This is a genomic window from Undibacterium sp. TC9W (assembly GCF_049339865.1).
Lineage (GTDB): Bacteria > Pseudomonadota > Gammaproteobacteria > Burkholderiales > Burkholderiaceae_D > Undibacterium.
The window spans coordinates 220,627-243,212 of the sequence record NZ_JBMPPJ010000003.1; the positions used below are offsets into that span (position 1 = coordinate 220,627).

The window sequence follows — 22,586 nt, forward strand, 5'->3', positions numbered from 1 at the left end:
AGTGTATGCCAATCCAGAAAATCATGTGGACTGCCGAAAACACCATGACGGTATGGTGTCTCGCAGCAGTCAGCCTGTCTTGCCAGGGTTCATGCACTTAGGGATTAAGAGGCAGGTTCAAGGTAAGCCGCGTGCCCATGCCTGGCGCACTATCCACTGCGATATCGCCGTTCATGATGGTGGTCACCAGGTTGTGGACTATGCTGAGTCCCAGTCCGCTGCCACCCTGGCCCAGCTTGGTGGTAAAAAAGGGGTCAAATATCCTGCGCAAATCCTGTGCTTCTATGCCCTTGCCATTGTCGCTGAAGATGACCTGCACCTGATTGTCTGGCGTTTTGTGGGCACGCAACTGCATCTTGCCATTTTCGCGGTTTTCAAAAGCGTGCAGCAGTGCGTTGTTGATAAAATTGGTCAGCACCTGTCCGTAAGGGCCGGGAAAGCTGTTGAGTTCTATGTCATCGGGGATATCAATTTCCAGCGTATGGCCGCGCTTGTGTATCAGGTTGTGCAGGGTGCGTATGACTTCCAGGGTAGTCTTGCGCAAATTAAATGTGCGGCGCATCTGGCTGGTCTGATCGACTGACACTTGCTTGAAACTGCTGACCAGGTCGCTCGCGCTCATGAGGTTGCGCAGCAATAACTCATTGGCATTATTGATAGTGGCCGTGAACTGGTTCAGGTCAGAACGCTTCACGGTATTTTCTGTCAGCTTGCGCAAAAAAATGACAGACTGTTCTTGCAGCGTAGTGGCAGTCAGCAGGCTGTTGCCTATGGGGGTATTCAGTTCATGGGCGATACCCGCCACCAGTGAACCCAGTGCCGCCAGTTTTTCTTGCGAGACCAGGATTTGTTGTGCTTTTAAGAGTTGCTGGTAAGTCTCGGCATTTTCCACAGCTATTGCGGTATAAGCTGCCAGCATCATGGCAATGTCCAGATGCATGCGCTGGAAGGCATTTTTTTGCGTGCTCTGTATCGCAATGATGCCTATCGTGCGGCCCTTGATCATCAGCGGAACATAGATATGCGAGACCGGAATGACTTTTTCCATTCCGGCAAAATAGGCACTATCTACCGTCAGCTTGTGCAAGCCAGCTTCGCTGATGTAATTCTGGTATTCGCCATAGATATCGCTGATAAAGATGGGCTGCTGATGCGTGACACACCATACTGATAATAAATCCTCGTCCCTGATATCGCGTATATACGGCAACATGCGCTGGCCACGCAGGATATTGCAGGGGAACTCTATGGTTTCCTGCTCTGGCCGGTACAGGCCTACGGCGAATACTTCCGCACCCATCAGCTCATGCACGTGGCGATAGACGATCTCCATGATGGTATCGCGGTCCAGGCTGGACGTGATTTCCCTGCCTATTTCACTGAGCCGATAGATATGCTTGTGTGCCTGCTGTAATTGCTCGGTCTGCAATTGCAGGCTGGCGGTGCGCTCCAGCACCCTGGCTTCGAGTTGCTTCTGGGTCTGGGCGTGTTCCGCATGGCTGAGCACCTGTTGTACCAGGTTACCCAGGTGGCGGCCAAACAGCACATCTTCACGCGACCAGTTCCTGCTGCCGCTGGTATGGGCGAAACAGATCAGGCCTACGCTTTTACCATGCAGGCGCAGCGAGATTTTCAAGGCCGAATGCAATTCTTCCTGCCCCAGCAAAGCACGCATTTCATTTGCTACCACGTGCAAACGCATATCATGCCCAACCAGTGGCACTTCATCCTGTTGCAGTATGTGCATCAGTAATGGCAGGTTCTGGCAAGGCATTTCTGCCCTGATCAGGCCATGCCTGCTGCCAGCCCTGGCGTGACAATGCAGACCTACTCCATTGCCATCAATCAGGAAGATGGCTGCCAGCTCGGTATTCAGGATGGCCAGCGAGGTATCGGTAATCAGTTGCAATACTTCAGCTTGCTGGCCTTCTTCCAGCAAGCGGTTTGATGACAGTTCCAGTAAAATTTCTACCGGCGGCTTGTGAGACAAATCATAGGCCCGCAATTCATGGAACCTGTCCATCGTCCCCAGTTCACTGAGCTCGCTGGTGGTTTGCTGATGCAGGCGGGCAAAGTGCAGAGCCTGTTGCCAGTTGCCCTGCTGTTCATGGATGTCAGACAGTGCTGCCAGGCTGCGTACTTTTTGCCTGCGTGAAGCGACTTTATCTGAATAGCTCAGAGCCTTGCCATAGACATCCAGCGCCTCATCGAATTGCCCCGCTGCTCGCAAGATGTCGGCCAGCGTATCCAGCACGGCGCCTTTCAGCCAGACATAATTGCAGGCATTAGCGAGTTCCAGTGCAGTGCGGATATGGGTTTCAGCGACTTCCAGTTGCGCATTTTTGCTGGCGACCTGACCCAGGTACCAGTAAGTCTCAGCCAGGTATTCATGGATGGCATGTTGCTCAGCCAATACTTTCGCTTTCAGAAAGCAATCTTGAGCTTCCTGCAATTCACCGGTATGGAGTTCATTGACACCCAGGTTGATAATCTGTTTGCACAGCAGGTAAGGCTCGTTCAGTTGCTCCAGCAGGCTACCTGCATCGGTATGAAAACGCGCCGCAGTTTTGCCATCACCGAGGGCATCATAAATCTGCCCCAGCCCTATATGCGCTTCGACCAGTGTTACCTGGTCGCGGTTGAACTTGCTCAGATCAACGCAGCGCGTCCAGTACATCAGGGCGTCACGATAAGCACCCTGGGTATAATAGATACGGCCAAGGGCCAGCAACATCAGCCCGGCAGGGCGTGTCAGTTGCTGCTGTTCAGCGATGTGCAAGCCTTGTTCGAGCTCGCTTTGCATGGAATGCGCCTGCCCCAGCCTCTCCAGTATCAGATAGCGCTGGTAACAGGCGTCAAGCTGTAAGCCGGTTTGCCCGGCTGTAGCTGCCTGAAGGCTCAATTGCCCGAGTAAGCAAGTCGCCAGCCGCGGATGTCTGCGCGCGGTCTTGACGATGCGGTGTAAATTGCGATTCAAATTCAGCGCCTGGCGCATGGTTCCCGATTTGTTTGTCCGAAAATGGCTAGAAGAGTGGTTGGCACTCGCGTATAACGATTCCTGAAGATAGTAATGCAGTTTGCAAATTGGGTACATAATTTTAACTATCCCGGAATTGATTACGCACAAGAAAGTGGCGGCTATGGAACAGCAGATACCTACCATGCAGGGCAAAGCTCAGGCAGCAGTGCTACCCGATGCGACCAGCCTGATGCTGACTGAGGCCAGTGAGGGTTTGACGCAGAAGCAATGTTATTACCGTGCCCTCGCCGCCAAGGACAGCCGTTTCGATGGGGTGTTTTTTACCGGCGTTAAAACCACCGGTGTGTATTGCCGCCCGGTGTGTGGCGTCAAGACGCCGCGTGAATCGTCCTGCGAATTTTTCAGCAGCGCAGCAGCGGCTGAGGCCGCCGGTTTTCGCCCCTGCCTGCGCTGCCGCCCTGAACTGGCACCGTATGCGATACAGCAAAATCTTGCCCATGCGATCTGGCAAAGAATTGCCGATGGTGCCCTGAATGAAACCGATATAGAAAGTTTTTCTGAGCAGGTTGGCCTGTCTTCACGCCAGTTGCGCCGCGTCATGCTGCAGGAATTTGGTGTGACACCAGTCGAGTTGGCACAGACCCAGCGTTTATTGTTTGCAAAAAAACTGCTGCAAGAAACCCAGCTGGGCATGGCCGAGATAGCCTTTGCCGCCGGTTTTGGCAGCGTCAGGCGCTTTAATGCCCTGTTTTCAGAACGCTATCAAATGGCACCGGGTTCGATACGCCGCGCAGCTGATAGCGCTGGTGAAGGCGTCAGCCTGAAACTGGCCTACCGCCCGCCTTATGCCTGGGACGCAGTGATTACTTACTTTGGCGGGCGCGCCATGCCGGGGCTGGAAGCCGTCATCGATGAAAAAGGCGGCAAGGCCTATGTACGCAGCGTACAGATGGACGGCCTGGAAGGCTGGCTCAAAGTCGCCCACCTGTCAGCCAAACAGCAACTCAGCCTGCAAGTCTCACCTTCACTGGCCCCGGTACTCATGCCACTCATGGCGAGAGTCAGGCAGCAGTTTGACCTGGAAGCCAATCCCGCCGTTATCCAGAGCCATTTGCAAACAGACAGCTTGCTGGCGGGGCAAATCCTGCGCACGCCCGGCATGCGTGTGCCCGGTGCCTTCAACAGTTTTGAGCTGGCCATCCGTGCCGTGCTGGGCCAGCAAGTCAGCGTGGCCGGTGCTACTACCGTGGCTGGCAGGCTGGTGACCCGCTTTGGTCAGCCAGTGCTTACCCCGTTTGCGGCTGTTACCCATCATTTCCCCAGCCCGCAAACTATCGCTGGCTTGTCGATAGATGAGCTGGCGGGCATAGGTATACCCGGTGCCCGTGCTGCCACTTTGCAAAACATTGCCCGGTTTGCACTTGATGGCGGCTTGCAAAGGCAGTTGGCGGCCAGCTCGGACGAGATGGTAGCCAGGCTCAAGACCGTCAAAGGCATAGGTGAGTGGACCGCGCAATATATTGCCATGCGTGCCCTGCGTTTTTCAGATGCCTTTCCGGCAGGTGACCTGGGTTTGCAAAAAGCTGCCGCAATCCTGGCAACCCCGGCGACACCAACAACACCAGCAAGCGAGCGCCTGACGGAAAAACAATTACTGGCTGTCGCCCAGCCCTGGGCACCGTGGCGGGCGTATGCAGCTTTATTGCTGTGGCAATCATTAAGTCAACAATAAGGAAAGATCATGAAATACCTGAACTACAACAGCCCGGTAGGGCAATTACTGTTAGCCGCCAGTGAGCGTGGCCTCAGTGGTGTGTATTTTGAAAATCACAAACACTTCAAAGGCAGCGCAGGCTGGCAGGAAGATGAGTCTGATCCCATCCTGAACCAGGCACGTCAGCAACTGCAGGAATATTTTGCCGGCCAGCGCCAGGATTTTGATTTGCCACTGGATTTATCGGCAGGTACTGATTTTCAGCAAGAAGTATGGGCAGCCTTGCGCCGCATACCCTTCGCCCAGACCAGCAGTTATCTGGCACTGGCACAGGGTATAGCCAGACCCATGGCGGTGCGCGCTGTGGGGGCGGCGAATGGGCGTAATCCCCTATCCATCATCATTCCCTGCCACAGGGTCATCGCCAGCAATGGTGCATTGACTGGTTATGCGGGTGGCTTACAGAATAAGGAGGCCTTATTGATGCTGGAAAGAAAATTTTCTAAATAGCAATATTGCTGTGGCAGTCATGAATGATCAGTGCTTAAAGAGTAAGCAGCGAAATGAGCATCGCGGGTATTTTCGTTAAAAGCAAATGTATATCTGAAAATATCATTTAGCTAATTTTGGTGCGATGCACAAAAAGTGCTTGACGTTTTAAATTCTACGTGTAGAATCGTATTTGTTGCGGTGCACCATTCAATAATTCGTGGAAAGCGCTGCCGAACATTAACGCTGTTAAGCCACTTAATTCCATTTACCGGAGAATGCCATGACTACCAATACACCAGAACAATTTATCGCTACGACTAAAGCTAACCTGGAAGCGCAATTCGCTTCCCTGACTTCCCTGAACAAAAAAGCATTTGAAGGCCTGGAGCAGTTGTTTGCTCTGAACGTCAATGCTGCCAAGGCAAGTTTCGAAGAAGGTACTGCTACTGCCAAACAACTGTTGAGCGCCAAAGACCCACAAGAATTTTTCGCTTTGTCTGCAGCGCAAGCTCAGCCAAATGCTGAAAAAGCCCTGGCTTATGGCCGTCATCTGGCAACTATCACAACAGCAACTCAGCAAGAATTCACTAAAGCAGTTGAAGCGCACATCGCTGAAACAAATACTAAAGTGATTTCCCTGATCGACGAAGTGACTAAAAATGCACCAGCTGGTTCCGAACAAGCTGTTACAGCCTTGAAATCTGTTGTTGGCAACATCAACGCAGGTTACGAGCAACTGTCCAAAACAACCAAGCAAGCTGTCCAAACTCTGGAAGAAAACCTGACCAAGGCTACCCAGCAGTTCACACAAGCGGCTGAAAAAGCAACTGCTAAAAAGAAGTAATTTAGCAATTGCAGATTCAGACTCAATGTAAATTGAGTTGCAGTAAAAAAATCCCCTGATGTTCGCATGAGGGGATTTTTTCATGGGTAGCTGGAATTCAGGTTGACGCTTGCTGATTCGGTTGTTTACCCAATAAATAAATCAAATACAGCACCACGCAAGCACCATCAAAAAAAGCGGCAATATGCAGACCCTGCAAGGCTGGCTCTGCCCAGTTGATGGCGACCATGGTCACCAGCCCCAGTTTCTCAACTGCTGCTGCCAATAAAATCGCCTTTCTTGCCTGCGTTTGTTTAACCGCATAGATAATCAGTGCACCCAACACAAAAGCCATCAAACCCCAGTGCCGTGCAAAGAACTGGCCAGTCACATCACCTACCTGCATGCCTGATGCCTGCAGGAACAACGTGGGCGCGATAAACTGCAGGCCCGCCAGCATGGTGACAGTGCCGCTGACATACAGGATCTTGCGTATTATTTTTTCTTGCATGGTCTCCCCTACTTATTAGCTTTTTATTAGCTTTTTCTCTGTTGATATAAAAATGCAGGCCCTGGTAATTCCCTGCCCAGATCATCTCCCACTTCAGTACTGATCAATGTATTCAATCTCTGATTCAAGTCCAGCAGCAAATCCTTGTGCTGCTCAGGGTTCGCGGCCAGGTTGGTGATTTCGTTCGGGTCGGTTTGCGTATCATAAAGCTCAAGCTGGTTACGTGTTCTCAGATTTTGCCAGTCACGTGGCTGGTGATGATCGGCAGGTTTGAAATAACGGGCAAATTTATAACGGCCATCATGGATGCCGCGGAACAGAGCGGGGTTTTCCAGGCTAGGTAAAAACTGGCCGCTTTCAAAACCGATGAAAAGCGAGTTCAGCTTGTTATATATCTTGCCGATTTTTGCCCCCTTGCGTGAAAATTCCGGGTCCATATACAGAGGGATGCCGTAGTTGAACAAGATGCCTTTTTTATCGCGCTCTGTGGTCGCGCCAGTTGTGCTGATGGCGGCACTGATATCGACACCCTTCAGATAAGGATATTTTTCTGCAAGTGCACGCACATCTACGCCAGCCATGCCAAGGATAGTGGGCACCAAGTCCATATGTGAACCCAGGGCATTCGTCATCTTGCCACCCGCCACATCAGGGTGGCGCACGATGAAGGGCAGGCGCATGTTTTCCTTATACATGAAGGGCCCCTTTTGGCGCAGCTTGTGGGCACCTGCCATTTCGCCGTGGTCCGAGGTATAGATGACGATGGTGTCCTTATCCATGCCCAGCTTTTGCAGTGCCTGCAACACCGTCAGGGCATGGCTATCGACATCGCGCACGCAATTGAAGTAATAACTTTGATAGGCGCGCCAGGCAGCTTCATCGTTGGGGTCTATATGGCCGTATAGCCAGTTACACATTTCTATGTAAGAGCTGGTGGCCCAGGGTTTGCCGATCAATTTATCCTGGTAATAACTGTCCGGCAAAGGCAGGTCCCAGTATTTGTCGTAAACTCCGCCTGTGGGTGGGGTCGATAAAGGCGACAACATGTTGCGCTGCTGCCGGCTGGCCACTTGTGCATCGCCAGTGCTGACATACATGACATCATGTGGATTCACAAAATTCACCGCCAGAAACCACGATTGCTTGCCCCGCATGGCGCGCCCTTTCGTGTTCAACCACTGCACCGCATTGCTGGCGATTTGCCCGTCATAGCGGTAGCCGGTCCAGGTAGAACCATGGGGATCGCCATCGGTGTTGTAGTCAGAGAAGCCATAAGGCTCCAATGCATTTTCTGTCGTTGGATAAGGCCCATACACCAGGCCAGGGTCGGCTCGCAGGTGGCTTAAATGCCATTTGCCTTTATACGCAGTGTAATAAGCCTGTGCCCTTAACAAATGTCCGAGGCTGGGCAAGTCATCTGCCAGTTTGGGAAAAGAAGGTGGCGCATCGACATTCGCCGTCATCAGGGTGTGCTGGGTATGCTGACCAAAATACATATTCGAGCGTGAAGGCGAGCAAGGCGTGGTATTTGCATGGAAATTCATCAAGCCTGTGCCTTGTTCCAGCAACATTTCATGGGCAGACAAGCCCAGGCCAGATGGCAAGTCTTGCCAGTGACGCAACTGGTCATTCACGATCAGCAGGATATTTGGCCGCCGCTGGCGCAAACCTTGGTCTGTCATTGCTCCCGGCACCTTGGGTATGCTGCGCGGTCTGTGCTGCCGGTCGGCCACGTCGCCCAAGGCCGCTGCCAGGCCTATGCCCGCCATCGCGGCCAGTACTTTTCTGCGGCTGATTTTACCTGACCGATTGTCTGACTGATCTGCCATATCTACCCCCTTAAACTTAACCGGCTCGTGATCGGCTCGTAATACCAAGCAGTGTCCGGCACTTAAGTCCATACGTCCAGTGCATTATAATTATCGTGTTGATACCTTGAAGGTATGGCCTGCTGATGAACCTGAAAAAACTCAAACATGTCGTCGTACTGGCAGAGCAAGGCAATTTTGCCCGTGCCGCTGACAAGCTCAATCTTAGCCAGCCGGCATTGAGCCGTAGCATTTCCGGTCTCGAAGATGAACTGGGCATGCGCCTGTTTGACCGGGACCAGGCGGGTGCCACGGCCACTGCTGCTGGCAGGCAACTGATCACGCGCGCCCGTGATTTGCTGTATGCGGCAAATAACCTCAAACAGGAAATGGCACAACTGCGCGATGGTGAAAGTGGCCAGATCATTTTTGGGGCCGGGCCTTTTCCTGCAGCCAGTTTTTTGCCAGCCGTACTGACTGAACTGGCAAACACCTACCCACGCATGCGTACCGTGCTCGAAGTGAATAATAGCGACACCCTGATGGAACACCTGTTGGCAGAAAAGCTGGAATTTTTTATCGCCGACACCCGCAGCCTGACGCCGGACAAGCATATACAGCTCCGGCATCTGACCCGGCAAACAGGCGGCCTGTATTGCCGCCGTGAGCACCCACTGACCTTGAAAGCGAAGTTGAGCCTGCAAGACTTGCAAAGCGCCAGTTATGCCAGCGTGTATCTGGCAGATATTTTCCTGCCTGCCATGCGCAACGCTTTTGGCCTGGAGCCTGGCCAGGACCTGCCGCTGGTGACGACTTGCGACAATATCTATGTACTCAAACATGTGGCCAGGCATAGCGACGCAATACTCTTGTGTACTAAGGCAGCAGTGGCAGAAGAACTCAGTTCCGGTGAGCTGATCGAGCTCAAGGCTGATGGCTGGCAAACCATGCAGGCAGAAATTGGTGTGGTCAGCCTGGCAAGACGCAGCCTGTCACCTATGGCAGAACTGGTATTGGCCAGGGTCGCAGCACATATATAAAGCGCATGGTTTTGAGCAGGATCAAGAACCACACATGGCAAAACACCATCTTTTTTAAAGCCCGTAAACTCAGCCGGGCGCGAGCAGTGGTAAGCTAGAGCATGTATTCTATATGCAGGACTTAGTACAGAATTAAGCAGCATTTATTTGACCATCCCCTGAACTCAGGGACAAAACCAGGAGAATTCACATGCAAGACGTGGTAATCGTAGCTGCAGGCCGTACTGCAGTAGGCAAATTTGGTGGCTCTTTGGCAAAAACCGCTGCTTCCGACCTGGGTGCCCATGTCATCAAGGCCTTGCTGGCAAAAACCGGCCTGAGCGGCGATCTGATCAGTGAAGTCATCCTGGGTCAGGTACTGACCGCCGGCGTAGGCCAGAATGCCGCCCGCCAGGCTGTCATCCGTGCTGGTTTGCCAGACATGGTACCGGCTTTCACCATCAACAAGGTATGCGGCAGCGGCCTCAAAGCGACCCACCTGGCAGCACAAGCCATCAAGGCTGGCGATGCTGACATCATTATCGCCGGTGGCCAGGAAAACATGAGCGCTTCGCCACATGTATTGAATGGCTCACGTGATGGCTTCCGCATGGGCGACGCCAAACTGGTCGATACCATGATCGTCGATGGCCTGTGGGATGTGTATAACCAATACCACATGGGCATCACGGCAGAAAACGTCGCCAAGAAATACGGCGTGACCCGTGAAGAGCAAGACCTGTTTGCCCTGGCATCTCAAAACAAGGCAGAAGCCGCGCAAAAAGCCGGCAAGTTCAAGGATGAAATCATACCATTTGAACTGGTCAGCAAAAAAGGTACAACTGTGTTTGATACGGATGAATTCATCAAGCATGGCACCACGCTGGAATCGCTGGCATCCTTGCGTCCGGCATTTGACAAGAATGGTACCGTCACTGCCGGTAATGCATCTGGCCTCAATGATGGTGCTGCTGCAGTCATCATGATGACTGCACAAAGAGCCGAGCAACTGGGTTTGCCAGTGCTGGCCCGTATCAAGGCCTACTCTTCTGCCGGTGTCGATCCTACCATTATGGGAATGGGCCCGGTACCCGCCGCCCAGCTCTGCCTCAAAAAAGCAGGCTGGACACATCAGGACCTGGATTTGATGGAAATCAATGAAGCCTTTGCCGCACAGGCGATCGGCGTCAATAAAGAAATGGGCTGGGACACCAGCAAGATCAATGTCAATGGCGGTGCGATTGCGATTGGCCACCCTATCGGCGCATCAGGTGCCCGCATCCTGGTCAGCCTGATCCATGAAATGATACGCCGCGATGCCAAAAAAGGTCTTGCGAGTTTGTGTATAGGTGGTGGTATGGGTGTGGCGCTGGCGATAGAGCGTTAAGCCTTACTCGCATTTGCAAAAATTGATTTGCAAGATTGGGATAGAAAAAAACCGCCAGAATAATCTGGCGGTTTTTTATTGTCATCAGTGCTTACTTATTTTTTCAGGCATTTCTCCAGGAACTGATCCTGTTCCCACAGCAAATGCATGATGTTTTCCCTGGCTGCATAGCTATGGCTTTCTTTCGGTAGTATCACCATGCGTACCGGTGCGCCCAGGCCTTTCAGGGCCTGGAAATAACGCTCGGTTTGCAGGGTAAATGTACCGGGATTATTATCCGCCTCGCCATGCACCAGCAATAGCGGGGTCTTCATTTTGTCGGCACTCATGAAAGGAGACATCTTGTTATACACGTCGGAGCTTTCCCAGTAGTTGCGCTGCTCACTCTGGAAACCAAATGGCGTCAGCGTACGGTTATACGCACCACTGCGTGCAATACCGCAGGCAAACAGTTTTGAATGCGTCAGCAGGTTTGCTGTCATGAACGCACCATAAGAATGGCCGCCAACTGCAACACGCTTGCGGTCTATATAACCCAGAGCATCCACAGCATCAATCGCCGCTTCGGCATTATCGACCAGTTGCGGGATGAAGTTATCGTTCGGCTCGGTCTTGCCCTCGCCGATGATGGGGAAGGCCGCGTCATCGAGTACTGCATAGCCGCGTGCTGTCCAATAAATGAATGAGGCAGTGCTGGGGAAGGTGAACAGGTTTTCATTATGCTTGCTTTGTCCTGCAGAATTCTTGTCCTTGAATTCTGCCGGGTAAGCCCAGATCAGCAAAGGCAGTTTGTCTTTCTTGCTCTTGTCGTAATTGGCAGGCAGGTACAGGGTGCCAGACAATTCCACGCCGTCCTTGCGCTTGTATTTGATGACTTCTTTCGAGACATCCTTCAAGCCCATGAATGGGTTCTTGAATTGGGTTACGGGTGTGAGTTGATTGCCGCCCTTGATATTACGGAAGTAATAATTCGGGTATTCAGTCTTCGACTGTATTTGCACCAGCACATCGCCTTTTTTGACATCTTCTATCGAGACGATGTTTTCTACCTTGTCGGTATAAGTCGATTGATACAGGCGGTTCTTTTTCAGGCTGGCCAGATCGAGTTCATCGATGAAAGGGAACTGACCTTTTTTGGTATGACCAGCGCCCAGCAGATAGGCCTTGTTATCTTCTATCGCCAGCACACGGCGGTGATACTGGTTGTATTTGGTTTCAAAGCGGCCAGGATCAGAATAGATATCCTGCATGTTACGGTCAGAGATCAGGCGTGGTGCTTCTGCCGGATTGGACGGGTTGAACAGATAGGCCTTGGTATTGCGTGTGTCATACCAGCCGTCACTGACAACCGCCAGATTGTCATTGCCCCAGACGATGCCGTTATAACGCTGTGCGACTTTTACCAGCGAGATAGCCGGCTTGTCGAAAGGCGCATCCCAGGAAAATACTTCATCACGGAACTCTGCCTTATTGGCCGGGTCACCACCGTCAAGTGCCTGTACATAAGTCAGGCTGGCTGCCTTGTCTGCGCGCCAGTCCAGCTGCCGTTTGCCAACTGCAACAGCACTAAAACCCTTGGGGATGATTTCATGCAAAGGTGATTCATCAACGACCTTGATCTGCTTGCCAGCCAAATCGCTGACGATGGTTTTTGTAGGGAAACGATCAAGCGGAACCACGTAAGAGAAAGGTTTTTGTATGGTACTGATCTGCAGGTATTTGCCGTCAGGAGAAAAGCTGACTTCAGCGAACATATCAGCCTTCTTGAATAAACTGCTCTTGCCATTAAGGCTGACTTTATGCAGCTCAGAAGTTGTCAGGTTGACGAAATTGCTTTCGTCATTCTGGTTCTTCAACAGATCAGCATAAGTGCGGTTCTGCGATGCCGCACCGCTGGATGTGGAGATGATAGGGCCGCTTGGCAAATCCTTGCTGGCATCCAGCAAGGCTGGGCGGTTCTTGGGCAAAACCTTGATGAGCAGACTTTCACTATCCCTGTACCAGTCAAACGGCGCTCCCAGATTGGCATTCAGGTTGGCCTCTGTCAGTTTTTTTGCCGTTGCTGTTTCCACATCGATGACCCACAGCTCTACACCTTTGGCTGCTGTATTGGTGAAGGCAATCTTCTTTTCATTCGGGGACCATTTGACATGGCTGATCAGCGGGTTTTCTGGCAAGCCCTTGACCTGTATTTCTTCTGTCGCATCGACTTTACGCAATTTCAGATTATTGACATACGTTAGAGTACTGGAGATGTTGGTAACCGGGTTGATGCGCAAACCGGCCAGACGCATTTCAGTCTGGCTCAGATCATTCAGTGATTTATAAGTATTGCGATAACTGAGCAGCAGCATCTTTCTGTGACTATCCATGCTCACGACAGGGGCACGCTGGAAGTCAGCGAGCTCCAGTATCGCTTGCGGCGGTTTTTGATAGTTCAGATTTTCCTGCGCACCCGCATTGGCGCCCAGCGCAGCCAGCAAGAGCAGACTCAGTTTGCTTTTCATTAATATCCCCGGTTGAATTTATATGCACCAGCCCTGGCAATCAACCAGAGTCAGAAGCTTTATTCTAGCACCGCAATATATTTGAAATATGCTGTTTTCTTCTACACTCATAACCATATTGGTATAAATAGAAAACAGCCGGGGACAGGTCTGTCGCTAAGATGAAATCAGACGCATGTTGAAGGCGCGTTCGATGAACCACAGCAGCGCAATCAGGATGATCAGCACTGAACCCACCTGCACGATGGCACGCTGATACAGCCAGTGGCGGCGCAGCAAATAAGCCAGGGGTAAAAAGCCTGCAACGATGGTCAACTGCCCTATTTCCACACCTAGATTAAAACCGACCAGTGCCAGCACCAATGCCGATTGCGGCAAGCCCAGGTCGGCCAACACGCTGGCAAAACCAAAACCATGAATAAGCCCAAAAGTGAATGCTACCAGCCAGCGCTTTCCCTGGAATAGCGGGAACAGATTATTCAACGCCGCCAAAATCACGGATGCCGCAATCGCCGATTCCACCAGCCGTGATGGCAACGCCAGTACATTCAGCGTAGCCAGTGTCAGGGTAATTGAATGGGCAACCGTAAATGCCGTGACTATTTTCAAGACATCGATGGCGGCTGCTTTAAAGCTGCTGGCTGCTTGCCACTTACCTGCTTTCAGCACCAGTACGGCAGGCAGTAACAAGGACAATAAAAACAGGATGTGATCAAAACCTATCCAGATATGCCAGATGCCATGAAAGATGTAATCGCTGAACTGCTGCCACTTGTTGACCTCTGCCGCGACAAATTCCTGGCTGGCCTGCTCGGGGCTGAAGATGGCGGTAGTCGTCGCATTCTTCCCGTTGACCAAACGAAGCAAGCCCTTGTGCTGGGTATCCAGATCAAAAAATAACTGGTACTGCACTTTGATTTTTTCAGCAATGCAGGTGCTGTCAAACATCAATACGGTATAAGCACCATCGCTATGCTGGTCTATCAATTGTTGGCCTGCTGTCAACGGGCATTGCTGGTCACCCGCACTGATCTTCAGTCTGGCCAGCGCATAAGCAGCGATGTCGGCATGTTTGTTGCGCACTTCATCCCAGGTCAGTTCACCATTGCCATCTTCATCCAGGCCTATGGCAAAGTCCAGGTCGCGCAATGCAATATCCCATTGACCATGGATACCGGTCTGGTCTGCCCTCAGAGTCAGGTAACTGTCACTGGGTTTGTGGGCATGGGCGGATAGACTGATCAAACTAAACAAACTGAATACCAGTGCCACAATAAAACTGCGTGCCTGTAAATTTTTGGTAATGAGTATCATGATTTGGCTCCCAGTTTGGCGAGCACTGGTCTTAGCGCCAGGTCTTGCAGTTTGTTTTGATTCAGCCATGCCAGCGCTGGCGCGGCAGCTTGTGGCTCATGTGCGGCGGCCGCTTCCAGCAAGATGCGCAAGTCTGCGGTTTCTTTTTGTATGGCCCAATTCAGTTGCGCCAGTTTCAGGGCGATGGCCGGGTGGTTTTTTAAATGTAATTCATAGCGCGCCTGCTCGCGCTGGTGCACAGTGTCGCCGCGCAGCATGGCGGCTTCAAAACGCTGATCGAGCAAGCTGATTTGCCCGGCTGCAAGCGGCGATTTTTGTACTTTCAAGGCCAGCGCATAGCGCAGCAATAATGCATCGACCCTGGTTTTTTCTTTCAACAGCTTGACGACTTCAGCAGGTCTTTGTTGATCCAGTAAAAAGTCGGCATAAGAACCCAGCAGATAGCTGTCTGGTGATGCCAGTGTCAGGGCTGTCTTATACCAGGCTTCGGCTGCATTGACATCGCCCAGTCTGGCAGCCATTTCTGCCAGCAGTGTCGTGACCCAGATTTTTGTCCCTGCATCGCTATCTGCATTTTTTTCATATTTTTTGTAGGCTGTAGCAAGCGTTGCATAACTGTTGGTAGCGTCGCCATTCAGGCTGCCGACATTATGCAGGCAGGTCAGTGTGACCAGTTCAGGTGCCAGAGGATAAAGGTGCATGCAACTGGCTTTGGCCTGGGCAAACTGGCCCTGTACTTGCAAGACCGTGGCACGCGTTAGCCAGGCCTGGGCATTGTCCCTATCCTGCTTCAAGACACTGTTCAGGTCTAGCAAGGCTTCAGGAAATTGGTGTGTACTTTGCAGTATGGTGGCACGCAACACCAACACGCTGATGGGCGGATTTGGCAAACTCCACCAAGGTTTCAATACTGCCTGTGCATAGCCTAGATAACGCGGGTCACCGTCATTGCGGGCAGCATTGATATAAGTTTGTGCCAGTTCGCTTGCAACGGCGGGGTTGCTTGGGTTTGCTGCCAGACGTTTGCGCAATTCGGCAAAGGCACGTTGCGCATGGTCTGTGCGGGATGGCAATTGTTCCAGCACCTGTTTGCCATTGCTGGGAATAAATGGCGTTGCCTGCGCTTCAAAGGCAAGGCTGACAAGGCTGAACATGATCAACAGCGCAGAAAAAAATCGAGGCAGGTGCATATTTTTTTGCATCTCAAAATTCATGGGCGGGCTCAGGACATGCAGAAAATAACATGTCCTGAGCCCGCAACTTCAGTTGGCTACCACGGTCTGTCTAGTTGACACTGACAGGTTCAGTTGCTTCCGGCGCTGTGACTACCGCTGCATCGATGGATTGCGGTTCTGCCGTATCTGCTGCTCCGAACAGGTTCAGCACATATTGCGTGAAGGTATCGATGACCGTAGGTGTGGTCGTCCCTGTTCCGGTGCCAGTACCGGGCGTCGTGGTACTGGTTGCGGGGCTGGAACTGCCGCCACAGCCTGCCAGCATGAGCGTCAGTAATGTGCCGGCGATCAGATAGGTATGTCTTGCTTTCATGATTACTCCTTGAGTATGGTGTGCAAAATGAACCGAAACGTTTAGCGTTTCAGTGCGCCAGCCACAGGGGTTTTCAGGTAAGGGAAGGCATTGTCAATGAAGCTGCTATCCAGATAGGCGCCATCAGTGAAATCGATGCTGCCGGCTGGTGCATCAGCTGGTACGCAACCTATGCTGAGTGTGCACAAGCGCCCCATGACTACACGCAAGGCGATATCTACCACGTCATCGCCTGGACGGCGGCCATTAGGGAAACCAGCACTGTCACCAGCGATGACACCCAGGCGATTTTGCGTTGCACTGACAGGCGTTGTGGTATTCAGACGCAGCATTTCAGATGGTGTGACTGTTGCAGGCTGATTGACACCCTTGATACCTGTCAGGAAAGCGGCGACCAGATCATTACGCGGGAAGTTGGTTGGTGCCTTGACACCAGCGCTGCCAAACAATACTTCTACCAATGCAGGCAGGGTAGGGTTGGTCACATAGTTGATGAACTGTGCATCGCCACTAGGTTTGCTATGGTTGAATTGATCCTTGTCCTTGAGACCAATCACGACTTCATTCACCAGTGGCATGCCCAGACGTGATACCTGCGTCCATGCGCCACCTTCCTTCGATGCCGCACCTGTGCTGCTTGGGGTCGGGTTAATCGCACGGCCCTGGCGCAAGCTGGCTGTCGTCCAGCCGCCGATCACGGCTTCCTTGCCATTGGTCAGGCAACTGGTCGGCACTTCCATTTCTATCGCAGTGACGTTCTTCATGGCGAGGTCATCATGGCCAGCTTTTTCTGCATTTGGATCAAATGCAGTGGCAGGAGCCTTGATGTTGATCAAGTCAAAAGTTTCACCCAGGTTGACCACGAAGGGGTCTTTACGCTGGCCGACAAACACTTTACCCGGTGTCGTACAACCAGGAATATTGACGGCAAACACATGCTTGGCAGCATAGCTGGCGTAGTCAGGAATCGATTTATTACCGATGTAATCAACTGGTTTGTCAAAGGTGCTGGAGCCAGTGGTGGCATTGGTCACCGCCTGGCGGGTGCCAGTGCGGCGGTCGCCTGTCACCATGGTGACGGTATAGGTTTCGCGTACATTCAAACCAGCAGGGTTCACACCGTCAATGGCACCGCCATTGATGACCAGCGGGATAGAAACTTTCTTACCGCCAACAGTAAACTGCGCATCGCTATTGGTATTGGTGAAGCGGAATTGGAAAGTCAAATGTTCTTTGCCATCACCGACATTGTCGATGTGGATTTCATACAGCGCGTCCGGGTCCATGGAGAAATAGTTCGGGCCGCCATAAGAATCTTGCAAGGGGGAGTAATTGGCAATCAGGGTAGTAAAGGCTGCGCGGTTGGCCTCATAGCTGCGGAACATATAGAAGTCGGCAGCATCGACTTTGGGGTGGCGGGTAATAAACGGTGCTTCGCGGTGGCTGGAAGCCTGCGCCGGCAGCGAGGCTATGCCACCCAGGCTACCTGCCGTGACCAGGGCGAGCAGGATTTTTTGATTGAACTTCGATGTTACTTGTCTCATGACCAACTCCTGAAGTGTAGGAAAAATGACCGTCGAAATTTAAAAAACTTTACGGGCACTGTTCTTACGCAGGAGATTTGGTTTTGGATGCAATTATTTAAAAATAATGTTTATTCCAGTTTGTCACCCGGCAAAGGGCTTAGCGCTGCCTGGCTTTGCAGCCAGTGACAAAACAGGTCCAGTTTTTTATCTTGCTTACGGCTGCGCCGGGCGACATAGCGATAAGTGCTGGCACTGAAACCCAGTGGCGCGATCAGTCTGCCGCTGCGTATATCGTCTATTACCAGATGCCAGGGAGCAATGCAGACACCCAGACCGGCAATGGCGGCCTCCAGGGTAAAGTAATAGTGCTCGAATTCCCTGCCCTCTGCCGCAGGTGCCGCGCAACCAGCCGCCAGCCCCCACATTTGCCAGGCATTTGCCCTGGTGCGTGTATGCAATAGGGCTTTTCCGTTCAGGTCATTTGCTGTCGCTATCCTGATGCTGGCAGCCAGCGTGGGTGCAAGTACTGGCCCAAGCCATTCCTGAAACAGTGGCAAGATCCTGTCACTATCATCTGATTCTTCACCCGTTTCATCGACACTGATCACCAGGTCATAGCGCTCATGTTCAGTGTCTGTTGTGGCGTAGGGGCGACGGTCAGTGGAACTGAGCCTGACATCAATATCCGGATACCTGGAATTGAAATCATACAAACGTGGTATCAGCCATTTCACCGTGAAAGTGTTGAAACAGCAAACATCCAGCGTACCGCTATTGTCACTGCGCACCGCATTCACGGCAACATCGATCTGGTCAAAAGCAGCAGTCAGCGCGGGCAGCAATTGCCTGCCCATGGCACTCAGTTGCGGGCGGTTCTTGGAGCCTTCAAACAAGACCGTACCCAGGCTTTGTTCCAGTTGCTGGACCTGGCGGCTGATGGCACCGGGTGTCACCGCCAGCTCATCGGCAGCGGCAGTCATGCGCCCAAGCCTGGCGGCGGCTTCAAAGGCGCGGAGTGCATTCAAGGGTGGCAGGCGACGTTTCATTATGTGAGTTTATCGCACATATGAGCGAGTGAATATCGATTTTCTTTCAAATTGCTTTGTCTGAAAATGCTCTTTGTTGCCTTAACTTTCCATTCTATTAATTACAGGAAATATCACATGCCATTCATCCGCACCCATGTCAGCAAAAGTACCAGCCAGGAACAACGCCAGGCTATCGTCGAAGGCATACACCAGGCACTGGTCAGCAGCATAGGCATGCCGCAAGACGAATTATTCAATCTTGTCAGTAGCTATGAAGCCGAAGATTTTTTTTATAGCCGCAGCTTCAACGGCGTTACGCGTTCAGACAGATTGGTGGTCATCGACATCAGCCTCAGGCGTGGTCGTAGCGATGCCATGAAGCGTGATCTGTATGCCCACATTGCAGAAAACCTCGTTGCCAATGCGGGTGTGGCAAAGAGTGATGTTTTCATCTTCATGCATGAAAACGATTATTCCGATTGGTCCACAGGCAATGGCAAATTCGCCATGGTGCTGGTGCAGCAGGTGGCCGCTGGCTGAAAAGTTGGGAATGCTGGCAAGAGACATGCCCCTGACAAATTGTTTGCAGGTGCAGCAATTTTAGTTATACTAAAAATCTTCCTCTTGGCGCTGCTGCTAGAGGTACAAATGCCCCCGAAATGCCGGAGGCGCACCTGTACTTCAAATTTTGGTAGCAGCTATGACTTCTATTTCTCGCTTAAAAATTGCCCTGCAAAGACAGGGCATACGCGTTGACCATGCCAATGGCATTTTTCAACTTCATCATGAACATGCGCAGGCCACTGTCTTATTGCCTGATAGTCTTCCTCTGGAAGAAAAGGCAGTAAAACAGTTAATGGCGTTTGCCGCAGTCAAATCAGCGGACGGGCATCATGCGGTGTGCAAGGCCTGTGCTACGCCAGACTTCCATCCCGGCAGTATTGCGCCGGTAGGTTCCATCGTTGCCACCGATGCTGGCTTTGTGATTCCCGCAGCGATAGGCACTGACATCAATTGCGGCATGCGCTTGTTGACTACAGGCTTTAATTTGTCCCAGGCAAGCCAGCACAAACCTGCACTGATACGTCAGTTGCAACGCGTCTTGCTGGAAAATGGCCGGGATGTGCCTGCCCATGCCAAGGCCTTTGCCGCACTCAGCGATGCGGGTCCATCGGCTTTTCTCGACAGCTTGCCGGACAGCGGCATCTGGGCCACGGCAGACCGCGACCGCCTGCAACAAGAACTTGCTGCCAGCATAGGCTTGCAGGAATTTGGTGGAGCCAGCCGTTATGCACCTGAGGCCTGGTTCAATCGTGATGGCATCGTGCGCGACCCCAGCCTGGGTACGCCAGGCGGTGGTAATCACTTTGTCGAGTTGCAGATCGTCGATGCCGTCTTTGACCGCCACCTCGCTTATCGTGCAGGTCTGGCCAAGGACGATATCGTCGTCATGATACATAGTGGCTCACGCGATGTTGGTTTCTATGTAGGCCAGCGCTGGATGGACAGGGCCAGGGCAGAATGGCCTGCTGGCCTTAAGCATCCTGAGTCGGCTTTGTATGGTCTCAGTGGTGCGCTGGCTGAAGAGTACCTGCAAGCCATGGGCGTGGCAGCCCGCTATGCCTGGGCCAACCGCATGGTATTGGCAGAACTGGTCAGGCAGCAATTGCAAGCCGTGCTGGGGGATGCCAAATCGTCCCTGATTGTCGATGTGCCGCACAATGTCATCTTGCGTGAGCACGGCATGAACATCCACAGGAAAGGCGCAACTCCGGCGCGCGAGGGTGACCTCGCCCTGATCCCCGGCTCCATGGGCGATGCCAGTTACCTGGTAGAAGGGCTTGGCAATCCCGACTGGTTATGGTCATGCAGCCACGGTGCAGGTCGCCGCGTACGCAGGCAGGAAGTCCGACGCCTGCGTCATGACAATGCCGACGCCAGTTGGCAATGTGTGACCCTGCGTGAAGAACGCAAGGTAGAAGAGGCGCCGCAAGCCTATAAACCCATAGGCCCGGTCATAGAAGCGCAAGAAACCGCAGGCCTGATTAAGGCAGCAGTCAGGCTCAAGCCCTGGATTACATTCAAGGCGTAAATCTCATGTGCCATAAAAAATCCCCGCGCAATATGAATTGGGCGGGGATTTTTTTATGCAGCGAACAGCTTAGTGGATGCCGTGCATTTTCTTTTTCATCCAATTATTCAGCAACATCAGGACAATACCTGCACCTATCGGTATCAGAGTGAAGATCAGGAAGAAGACTGACAATGAATATTGTTTCGAGATTGCTCCGATATAACTGCCGCTGTAACCAGCCAGTTTATTTGCAATCGCCGTATTGAGGAACCATACACCAAACATCAGGCCCAGCAAGCGTGGCGGTGCCAGTTTACTAATGTAAGACAGGCCAACCGGGGAAATGCACAGCTCGCCCATGGTATGGAAAAAGTAAGCAGCGATCAGGAAAATCATGCTGACGCCTGCAGTTTTTGCGCCTGCGGGGATGCTGGCAGCACCATATGACAGCGCAGCAAAACCCAGGCCCAGCAAGATCAGGCCAACGCCGAATTTGATAGGGCCGCTAGGGTTCCAGTGTTTTTCCCACATTTTGGAAAACATCGGTGCCAGTATCACCAGGAAGAAAGAGTTCAATACACCGAACCAACTTGCGGGAACATCAGATTGCTCAAGCGCAAATTCACGTTGCAACATCCAGACTACCAGCACCCAGATTGCGCCTATGCAGGTGACCAACAGCGCATTTGACAGCAGATAACGCTTGGCCGTGCCAGCGAATAATTTGATTAACAGCCATGACAGAATGACGGTAGGTATGATAGTCATCAGGCTATTGATGACCTTGAACACCATGCCGCTGGTGCCGACCAGGGTGCGGTCAGTAAATTTATCCGCAAAAATGGTCATGGAACCACCAGCCTGTTCAAATGCGAACCAGAAAAAGATGGTGAAGAAAGAAAATACGCAAATCGCCAACAGACGGTCGGCTACGATATGTGGTTCTGCTTCTTCAACTGCGACGACTTCGGTCGTTTGCTGGGACTTTGCCAGGCCGATATCACCAAAGATACCCTGGCCAAAATAGAACTGGATTGCACCCAATAACATGAAGGCACCGGCCAGACCAAAGCCCATGGGCCAGGAGATTTTCTCGCCTATGTAACCGCACAGCAAAATACCGAAGAATGCACCAGAGTTCACGCCCATGTAGAACAGGGTATAGCCGCCGTCACGGCCGGCTTCATTTTCCTTGGTATACAACTGGCCTACGATGGCAGAGATATTTGGTTTGAACAAACCCGTACCTGCAACTACCAGGCCGAGACCTATGTAAAAGGTGGTTGGCGTATCAAACAGCAGACATGCATGACCAGCTGCGATGATGAAACCTCCAAGTACTACAGAACGCCTGCTGCCCAGTATCTTGTCGGCAATATAACCACCCAGGATAGGGGTCAGATAGACCAGACCGGTATACCAGCCATACAAGGACAGAGCTTCTTCGTCGCTCCATCCCCAACCGCCATCTATGAGTTTGCTGGTCAGGAACAGCACGATCAAGGCGCGCATGCCGTAATAAGAAAACCGTTCCCACATCTCTGTAAAGAACAGGACGAACAAGCTATCCGGGTGTCCCAGAATAGTGTGTGCACCTGGCGTTTGAATTTGGTTCAAAGTGCTCTCCAATAATTATTTTGTATAAAAGTTGCAGCTGGTCGCAAAATTTTTTTCAACGCGTACCTGGAAATGATATGAATTGAGTCAATTCGGCGCGTAGCTTACCACGACAAAAATATCATATAAAAAGACATATGCTGCATTGCAGCAAAAACTGCTACGCCTATTTCCCATGGGTGCTTAACAAGTACTTTAGTGGAGTTGCAGACATTTCACCTATGAAGTAGGCGCTTTT

General features: G+C 51.9%; 17 protein-coding genes. 7 read left to right on the forward strand and 10 right to left on the reverse strand.

The window, feature by feature from the left end:
- Positions 1–97 precede the first annotated feature (97 nt).
- Positions 98–2,977 carry an ATP-binding protein gene (locus ACO0LN_RS05130; RefSeq protein WP_422971607.1) on the reverse strand — a complete coding sequence of 960 codons (2,880 nt, stop codon included), beginning with the start codon at positions 2,975–2,977 and terminating at the stop codon, positions 98–100.
- Positions 2,978–3,140: 163 nt separating this feature from the next.
- On the opposite strand from ACO0LN_RS05130, the gene ACO0LN_RS05135 reads away from it, so the two are divergent.
- From ACO0LN_RS05135 to ACO0LN_RS05145, 3 genes are all read left to right on the forward strand, one after another.
- Positions 3,141–4,712, forward strand: coding sequence for a DNA-3-methyladenine glycosylase 2 family protein (locus ACO0LN_RS05135; protein ID WP_422971609.1), 1,572 nt, complete (start codon positions 3,141–3,143; stop codon positions 4,710–4,712).
- A 9-nt stretch (positions 4,713–4,721) separates the two neighbouring features.
- Positions 4,722–5,204, forward strand: a complete 483-nt coding sequence (locus tag ACO0LN_RS05140) for a methylated-DNA--[protein]-cysteine S-methyltransferase (protein ID WP_422971611.1) — start codon at positions 4,722–4,724, stop codon at positions 5,202–5,204.
- A gap of 262 nt (positions 5,205–5,466) precedes the next feature.
- Positions 5,467–6,030 carry a phasin family protein gene (locus tag ACO0LN_RS05145; RefSeq protein ID WP_422971613.1) on the forward strand — a complete coding sequence of 188 codons (564 nt, stop codon included), beginning with the start codon at positions 5,467–5,469 and terminating at the stop codon, positions 6,028–6,030.
- Positions 6,031–6,127: 97 nt separating this feature from the next.
- Here the strand turns inward: ACO0LN_RS05145 and ACO0LN_RS05150 are convergent, their stop codons facing one another.
- Positions 6,128–6,520, reverse strand: coding sequence for a hypothetical protein (locus tag ACO0LN_RS05150; protein WP_422971615.1), 393 nt, complete (start codon positions 6,518–6,520; stop codon positions 6,128–6,130).
- Between the two features lie 26 nt (positions 6,521–6,546).
- On the reverse strand, positions 6,547–8,349 hold the full coding sequence (locus tag ACO0LN_RS05155; protein WP_422971617.1) for a sulfatase-like hydrolase/transferase: 1,803 nt from the start codon (positions 8,347–8,349) through the stop codon (positions 6,547–6,549).
- A gap of 125 nt (positions 8,350–8,474) precedes the next feature.
- Between ACO0LN_RS05155 and ACO0LN_RS05160 the strand changes: the two genes are divergently transcribed.
- Both ACO0LN_RS05160 and ACO0LN_RS05165 read left to right on the forward strand, forming a co-directional pair.
- Positions 8,475–9,368 (forward strand): LysR family transcriptional regulator, encoded by an 894-nt coding sequence (locus ACO0LN_RS05160; protein ID WP_422971619.1) that lies wholly within the window; start codon positions 8,475–8,477, stop codon positions 9,366–9,368.
- Positions 9,369–9,558: 190 nt separating this feature from the next.
- A complete protein-coding gene (locus ACO0LN_RS05165) occupies positions 9,559–10,734 on the forward strand; it encodes an acetyl-CoA C-acetyltransferase (RefSeq protein ID WP_110254571.1) in 1,176 nt (391 codons plus the stop codon).
- A gap of 95 nt (positions 10,735–10,829) precedes the next feature.
- Here the strand turns inward: ACO0LN_RS05165 and ACO0LN_RS05170 are convergent, their stop codons facing one another.
- The 6 genes from ACO0LN_RS05170 to ACO0LN_RS05195 all read right to left on the reverse strand — a co-directional run bounded on the left by ACO0LN_RS05170 (position 10,830) and on the right by ACO0LN_RS05195 (position 18,675).
- Positions 10,830–13,241, reverse strand: coding sequence for a prolyl oligopeptidase family serine peptidase (locus ACO0LN_RS05170; protein WP_422971621.1), 2,412 nt, complete (start codon positions 13,239–13,241; stop codon positions 10,830–10,832).
- A 156-nt stretch (positions 13,242–13,397) separates the two neighbouring features.
- On the reverse strand, positions 13,398–14,555 hold the full coding sequence (locus tag ACO0LN_RS05175; protein ID WP_422971623.1) for a HupE/UreJ family protein: 1,158 nt from the start codon (positions 14,553–14,555) through the stop codon (positions 13,398–13,400).
- Positions 14,552–15,709 (reverse strand): tetratricopeptide repeat protein, encoded by a 1,158-nt coding sequence (locus ACO0LN_RS05180; protein WP_422971625.1) that lies wholly within the window; start codon positions 15,707–15,709, stop codon positions 14,552–14,554. The genes ACO0LN_RS05175 and ACO0LN_RS05180 overlap by 4 nt, the downstream gene beginning before the upstream one ends.
- A gap of 130 nt (positions 15,710–15,839) precedes the next feature.
- Positions 15,840–16,103 (reverse strand): hypothetical protein, encoded by a 264-nt coding sequence (locus ACO0LN_RS05185; RefSeq protein ID WP_162044238.1) that lies wholly within the window; start codon positions 16,101–16,103, stop codon positions 15,840–15,842.
- A 41-nt stretch (positions 16,104–16,144) separates the two neighbouring features.
- Positions 16,145–17,647: a DUF4331 domain-containing protein gene (locus tag ACO0LN_RS05190; protein WP_422971627.1), complete on the reverse strand. Its 1,503-nt coding sequence runs from the start codon at positions 17,645–17,647 to the stop codon at positions 16,145–16,147.
- A gap of 110 nt (positions 17,648–17,757) precedes the next feature.
- On the reverse strand, positions 17,758–18,675 hold the full coding sequence (locus ACO0LN_RS05195; RefSeq protein ID WP_422971629.1) for a LysR substrate-binding domain-containing protein: 918 nt from the start codon (positions 18,673–18,675) through the stop codon (positions 17,758–17,760).
- A gap of 117 nt (positions 18,676–18,792) precedes the next feature.
- Here ACO0LN_RS05195 and ACO0LN_RS05200 point away from each other — a divergent pair, with 117 nt between their 5' ends.
- Together ACO0LN_RS05200 and ACO0LN_RS05205 are read left to right on the forward strand one after the other, a co-directional pair.
- The gene (locus ACO0LN_RS05200) at positions 18,793–19,197 is read left to right on the forward strand and encodes a tautomerase family protein (RefSeq protein WP_422971631.1); all 405 of its coding nucleotides are present in this window, start codon (positions 18,793–18,795) and stop codon (positions 19,195–19,197) included.
- Between the two features lie 160 nt (positions 19,198–19,357).
- Positions 19,358–20,749, forward strand: coding sequence for an RtcB family protein (locus tag ACO0LN_RS05205; protein WP_422971633.1), 1,392 nt, complete (start codon positions 19,358–19,360; stop codon positions 20,747–20,749).
- A 69-nt stretch (positions 20,750–20,818) separates the two neighbouring features.
- Here the strand turns inward: ACO0LN_RS05205 and ACO0LN_RS05210 are convergent, their stop codons facing one another.
- Positions 20,819–22,348, reverse strand: a complete 1,530-nt coding sequence (locus tag ACO0LN_RS05210) for a peptide MFS transporter (RefSeq protein WP_422971635.1) — start codon at positions 22,346–22,348, stop codon at positions 20,819–20,821.
- Between the last annotated feature and the right edge of the window lie 238 nt (positions 22,349–22,586).

Bases quoted from the DNA above. Each gene is read 5' to 3' on its own strand.
- ACO0LN_RS05150 (WP_422971615.1), bottom strand. From the start codon at position 6,520: ATGCAAGAAAAAATAATACGCAAGATCCTGTATGTCAGCGGCACTGTC.
- ACO0LN_RS05185 (WP_162044238.1), bottom strand. From the start codon at position 16,103: ATGAAAGCAAGACATACCTATCTGATCGCCGGCACATTACTGACGCTC.
- ACO0LN_RS05195 (WP_422971629.1), bottom strand. From the start codon at position 18,675: ATGAAACGTCGCCTGCCACCCTTGAATGCACTCCGCGCCTTTGAAGCC.
- ACO0LN_RS05145 (WP_422971613.1), top strand. From the start codon at position 5,467: ATGACTACCAATACACCAGAACAATTTATCGCTACGACTAAAGCTAAC.
- ACO0LN_RS05155 (WP_422971617.1), bottom strand. From the start codon at position 8,349: ATGGCAGATCAGTCAGACAATCGGTCAGGTAAAATCAGCCGCAGAAAA.
- ACO0LN_RS05200 (WP_422971631.1), top strand. From the start codon at position 18,793: ATGCCATTCATCCGCACCCATGTCAGCAAAAGTACCAGCCAGGAACAA.
- ACO0LN_RS05135 (WP_422971609.1), top strand. From the start codon at position 3,141: ATGGAACAGCAGATACCTACCATGCAGGGCAAAGCTCAGGCAGCAGTG.
- ACO0LN_RS05170 (WP_422971621.1), bottom strand. From the start codon at position 13,241: ATGAAAAGCAAACTGAGTCTGCTCTTGCTGGCTGCGCTGGGCGCCAAT.
- ACO0LN_RS05160 (WP_422971619.1), top strand. From the start codon at position 8,475: ATGAACCTGAAAAAACTCAAACATGTCGTCGTACTGGCAGAGCAAGGC.
- ACO0LN_RS05140 (WP_422971611.1), top strand. From the start codon at position 4,722: ATGAAATACCTGAACTACAACAGCCCGGTAGGGCAATTACTGTTAGCC.
- ACO0LN_RS05175 (WP_422971623.1), bottom strand. From the start codon at position 14,555: ATGATACTCATTACCAAAAATTTACAGGCACGCAGTTTTATTGTGGCA.
- ACO0LN_RS05205 (WP_422971633.1), top strand. From the start codon at position 19,358: ATGACTTCTATTTCTCGCTTAAAAATTGCCCTGCAAAGACAGGGCATA.
- ACO0LN_RS05180 (WP_422971625.1), bottom strand. From the start codon at position 15,709: ATGTTCAGCCTTGTCAGCCTTGCCTTTGAAGCGCAGGCAACGCCATTT.
- ACO0LN_RS05190 (WP_422971627.1), bottom strand. From the start codon at position 17,647: ATGAGACAAGTAACATCGAAGTTCAATCAAAAAATCCTGCTCGCCCTG.
- ACO0LN_RS05165 (WP_110254571.1), top strand. From the start codon at position 9,559: ATGCAAGACGTGGTAATCGTAGCTGCAGGCCGTACTGCAGTAGGCAAA.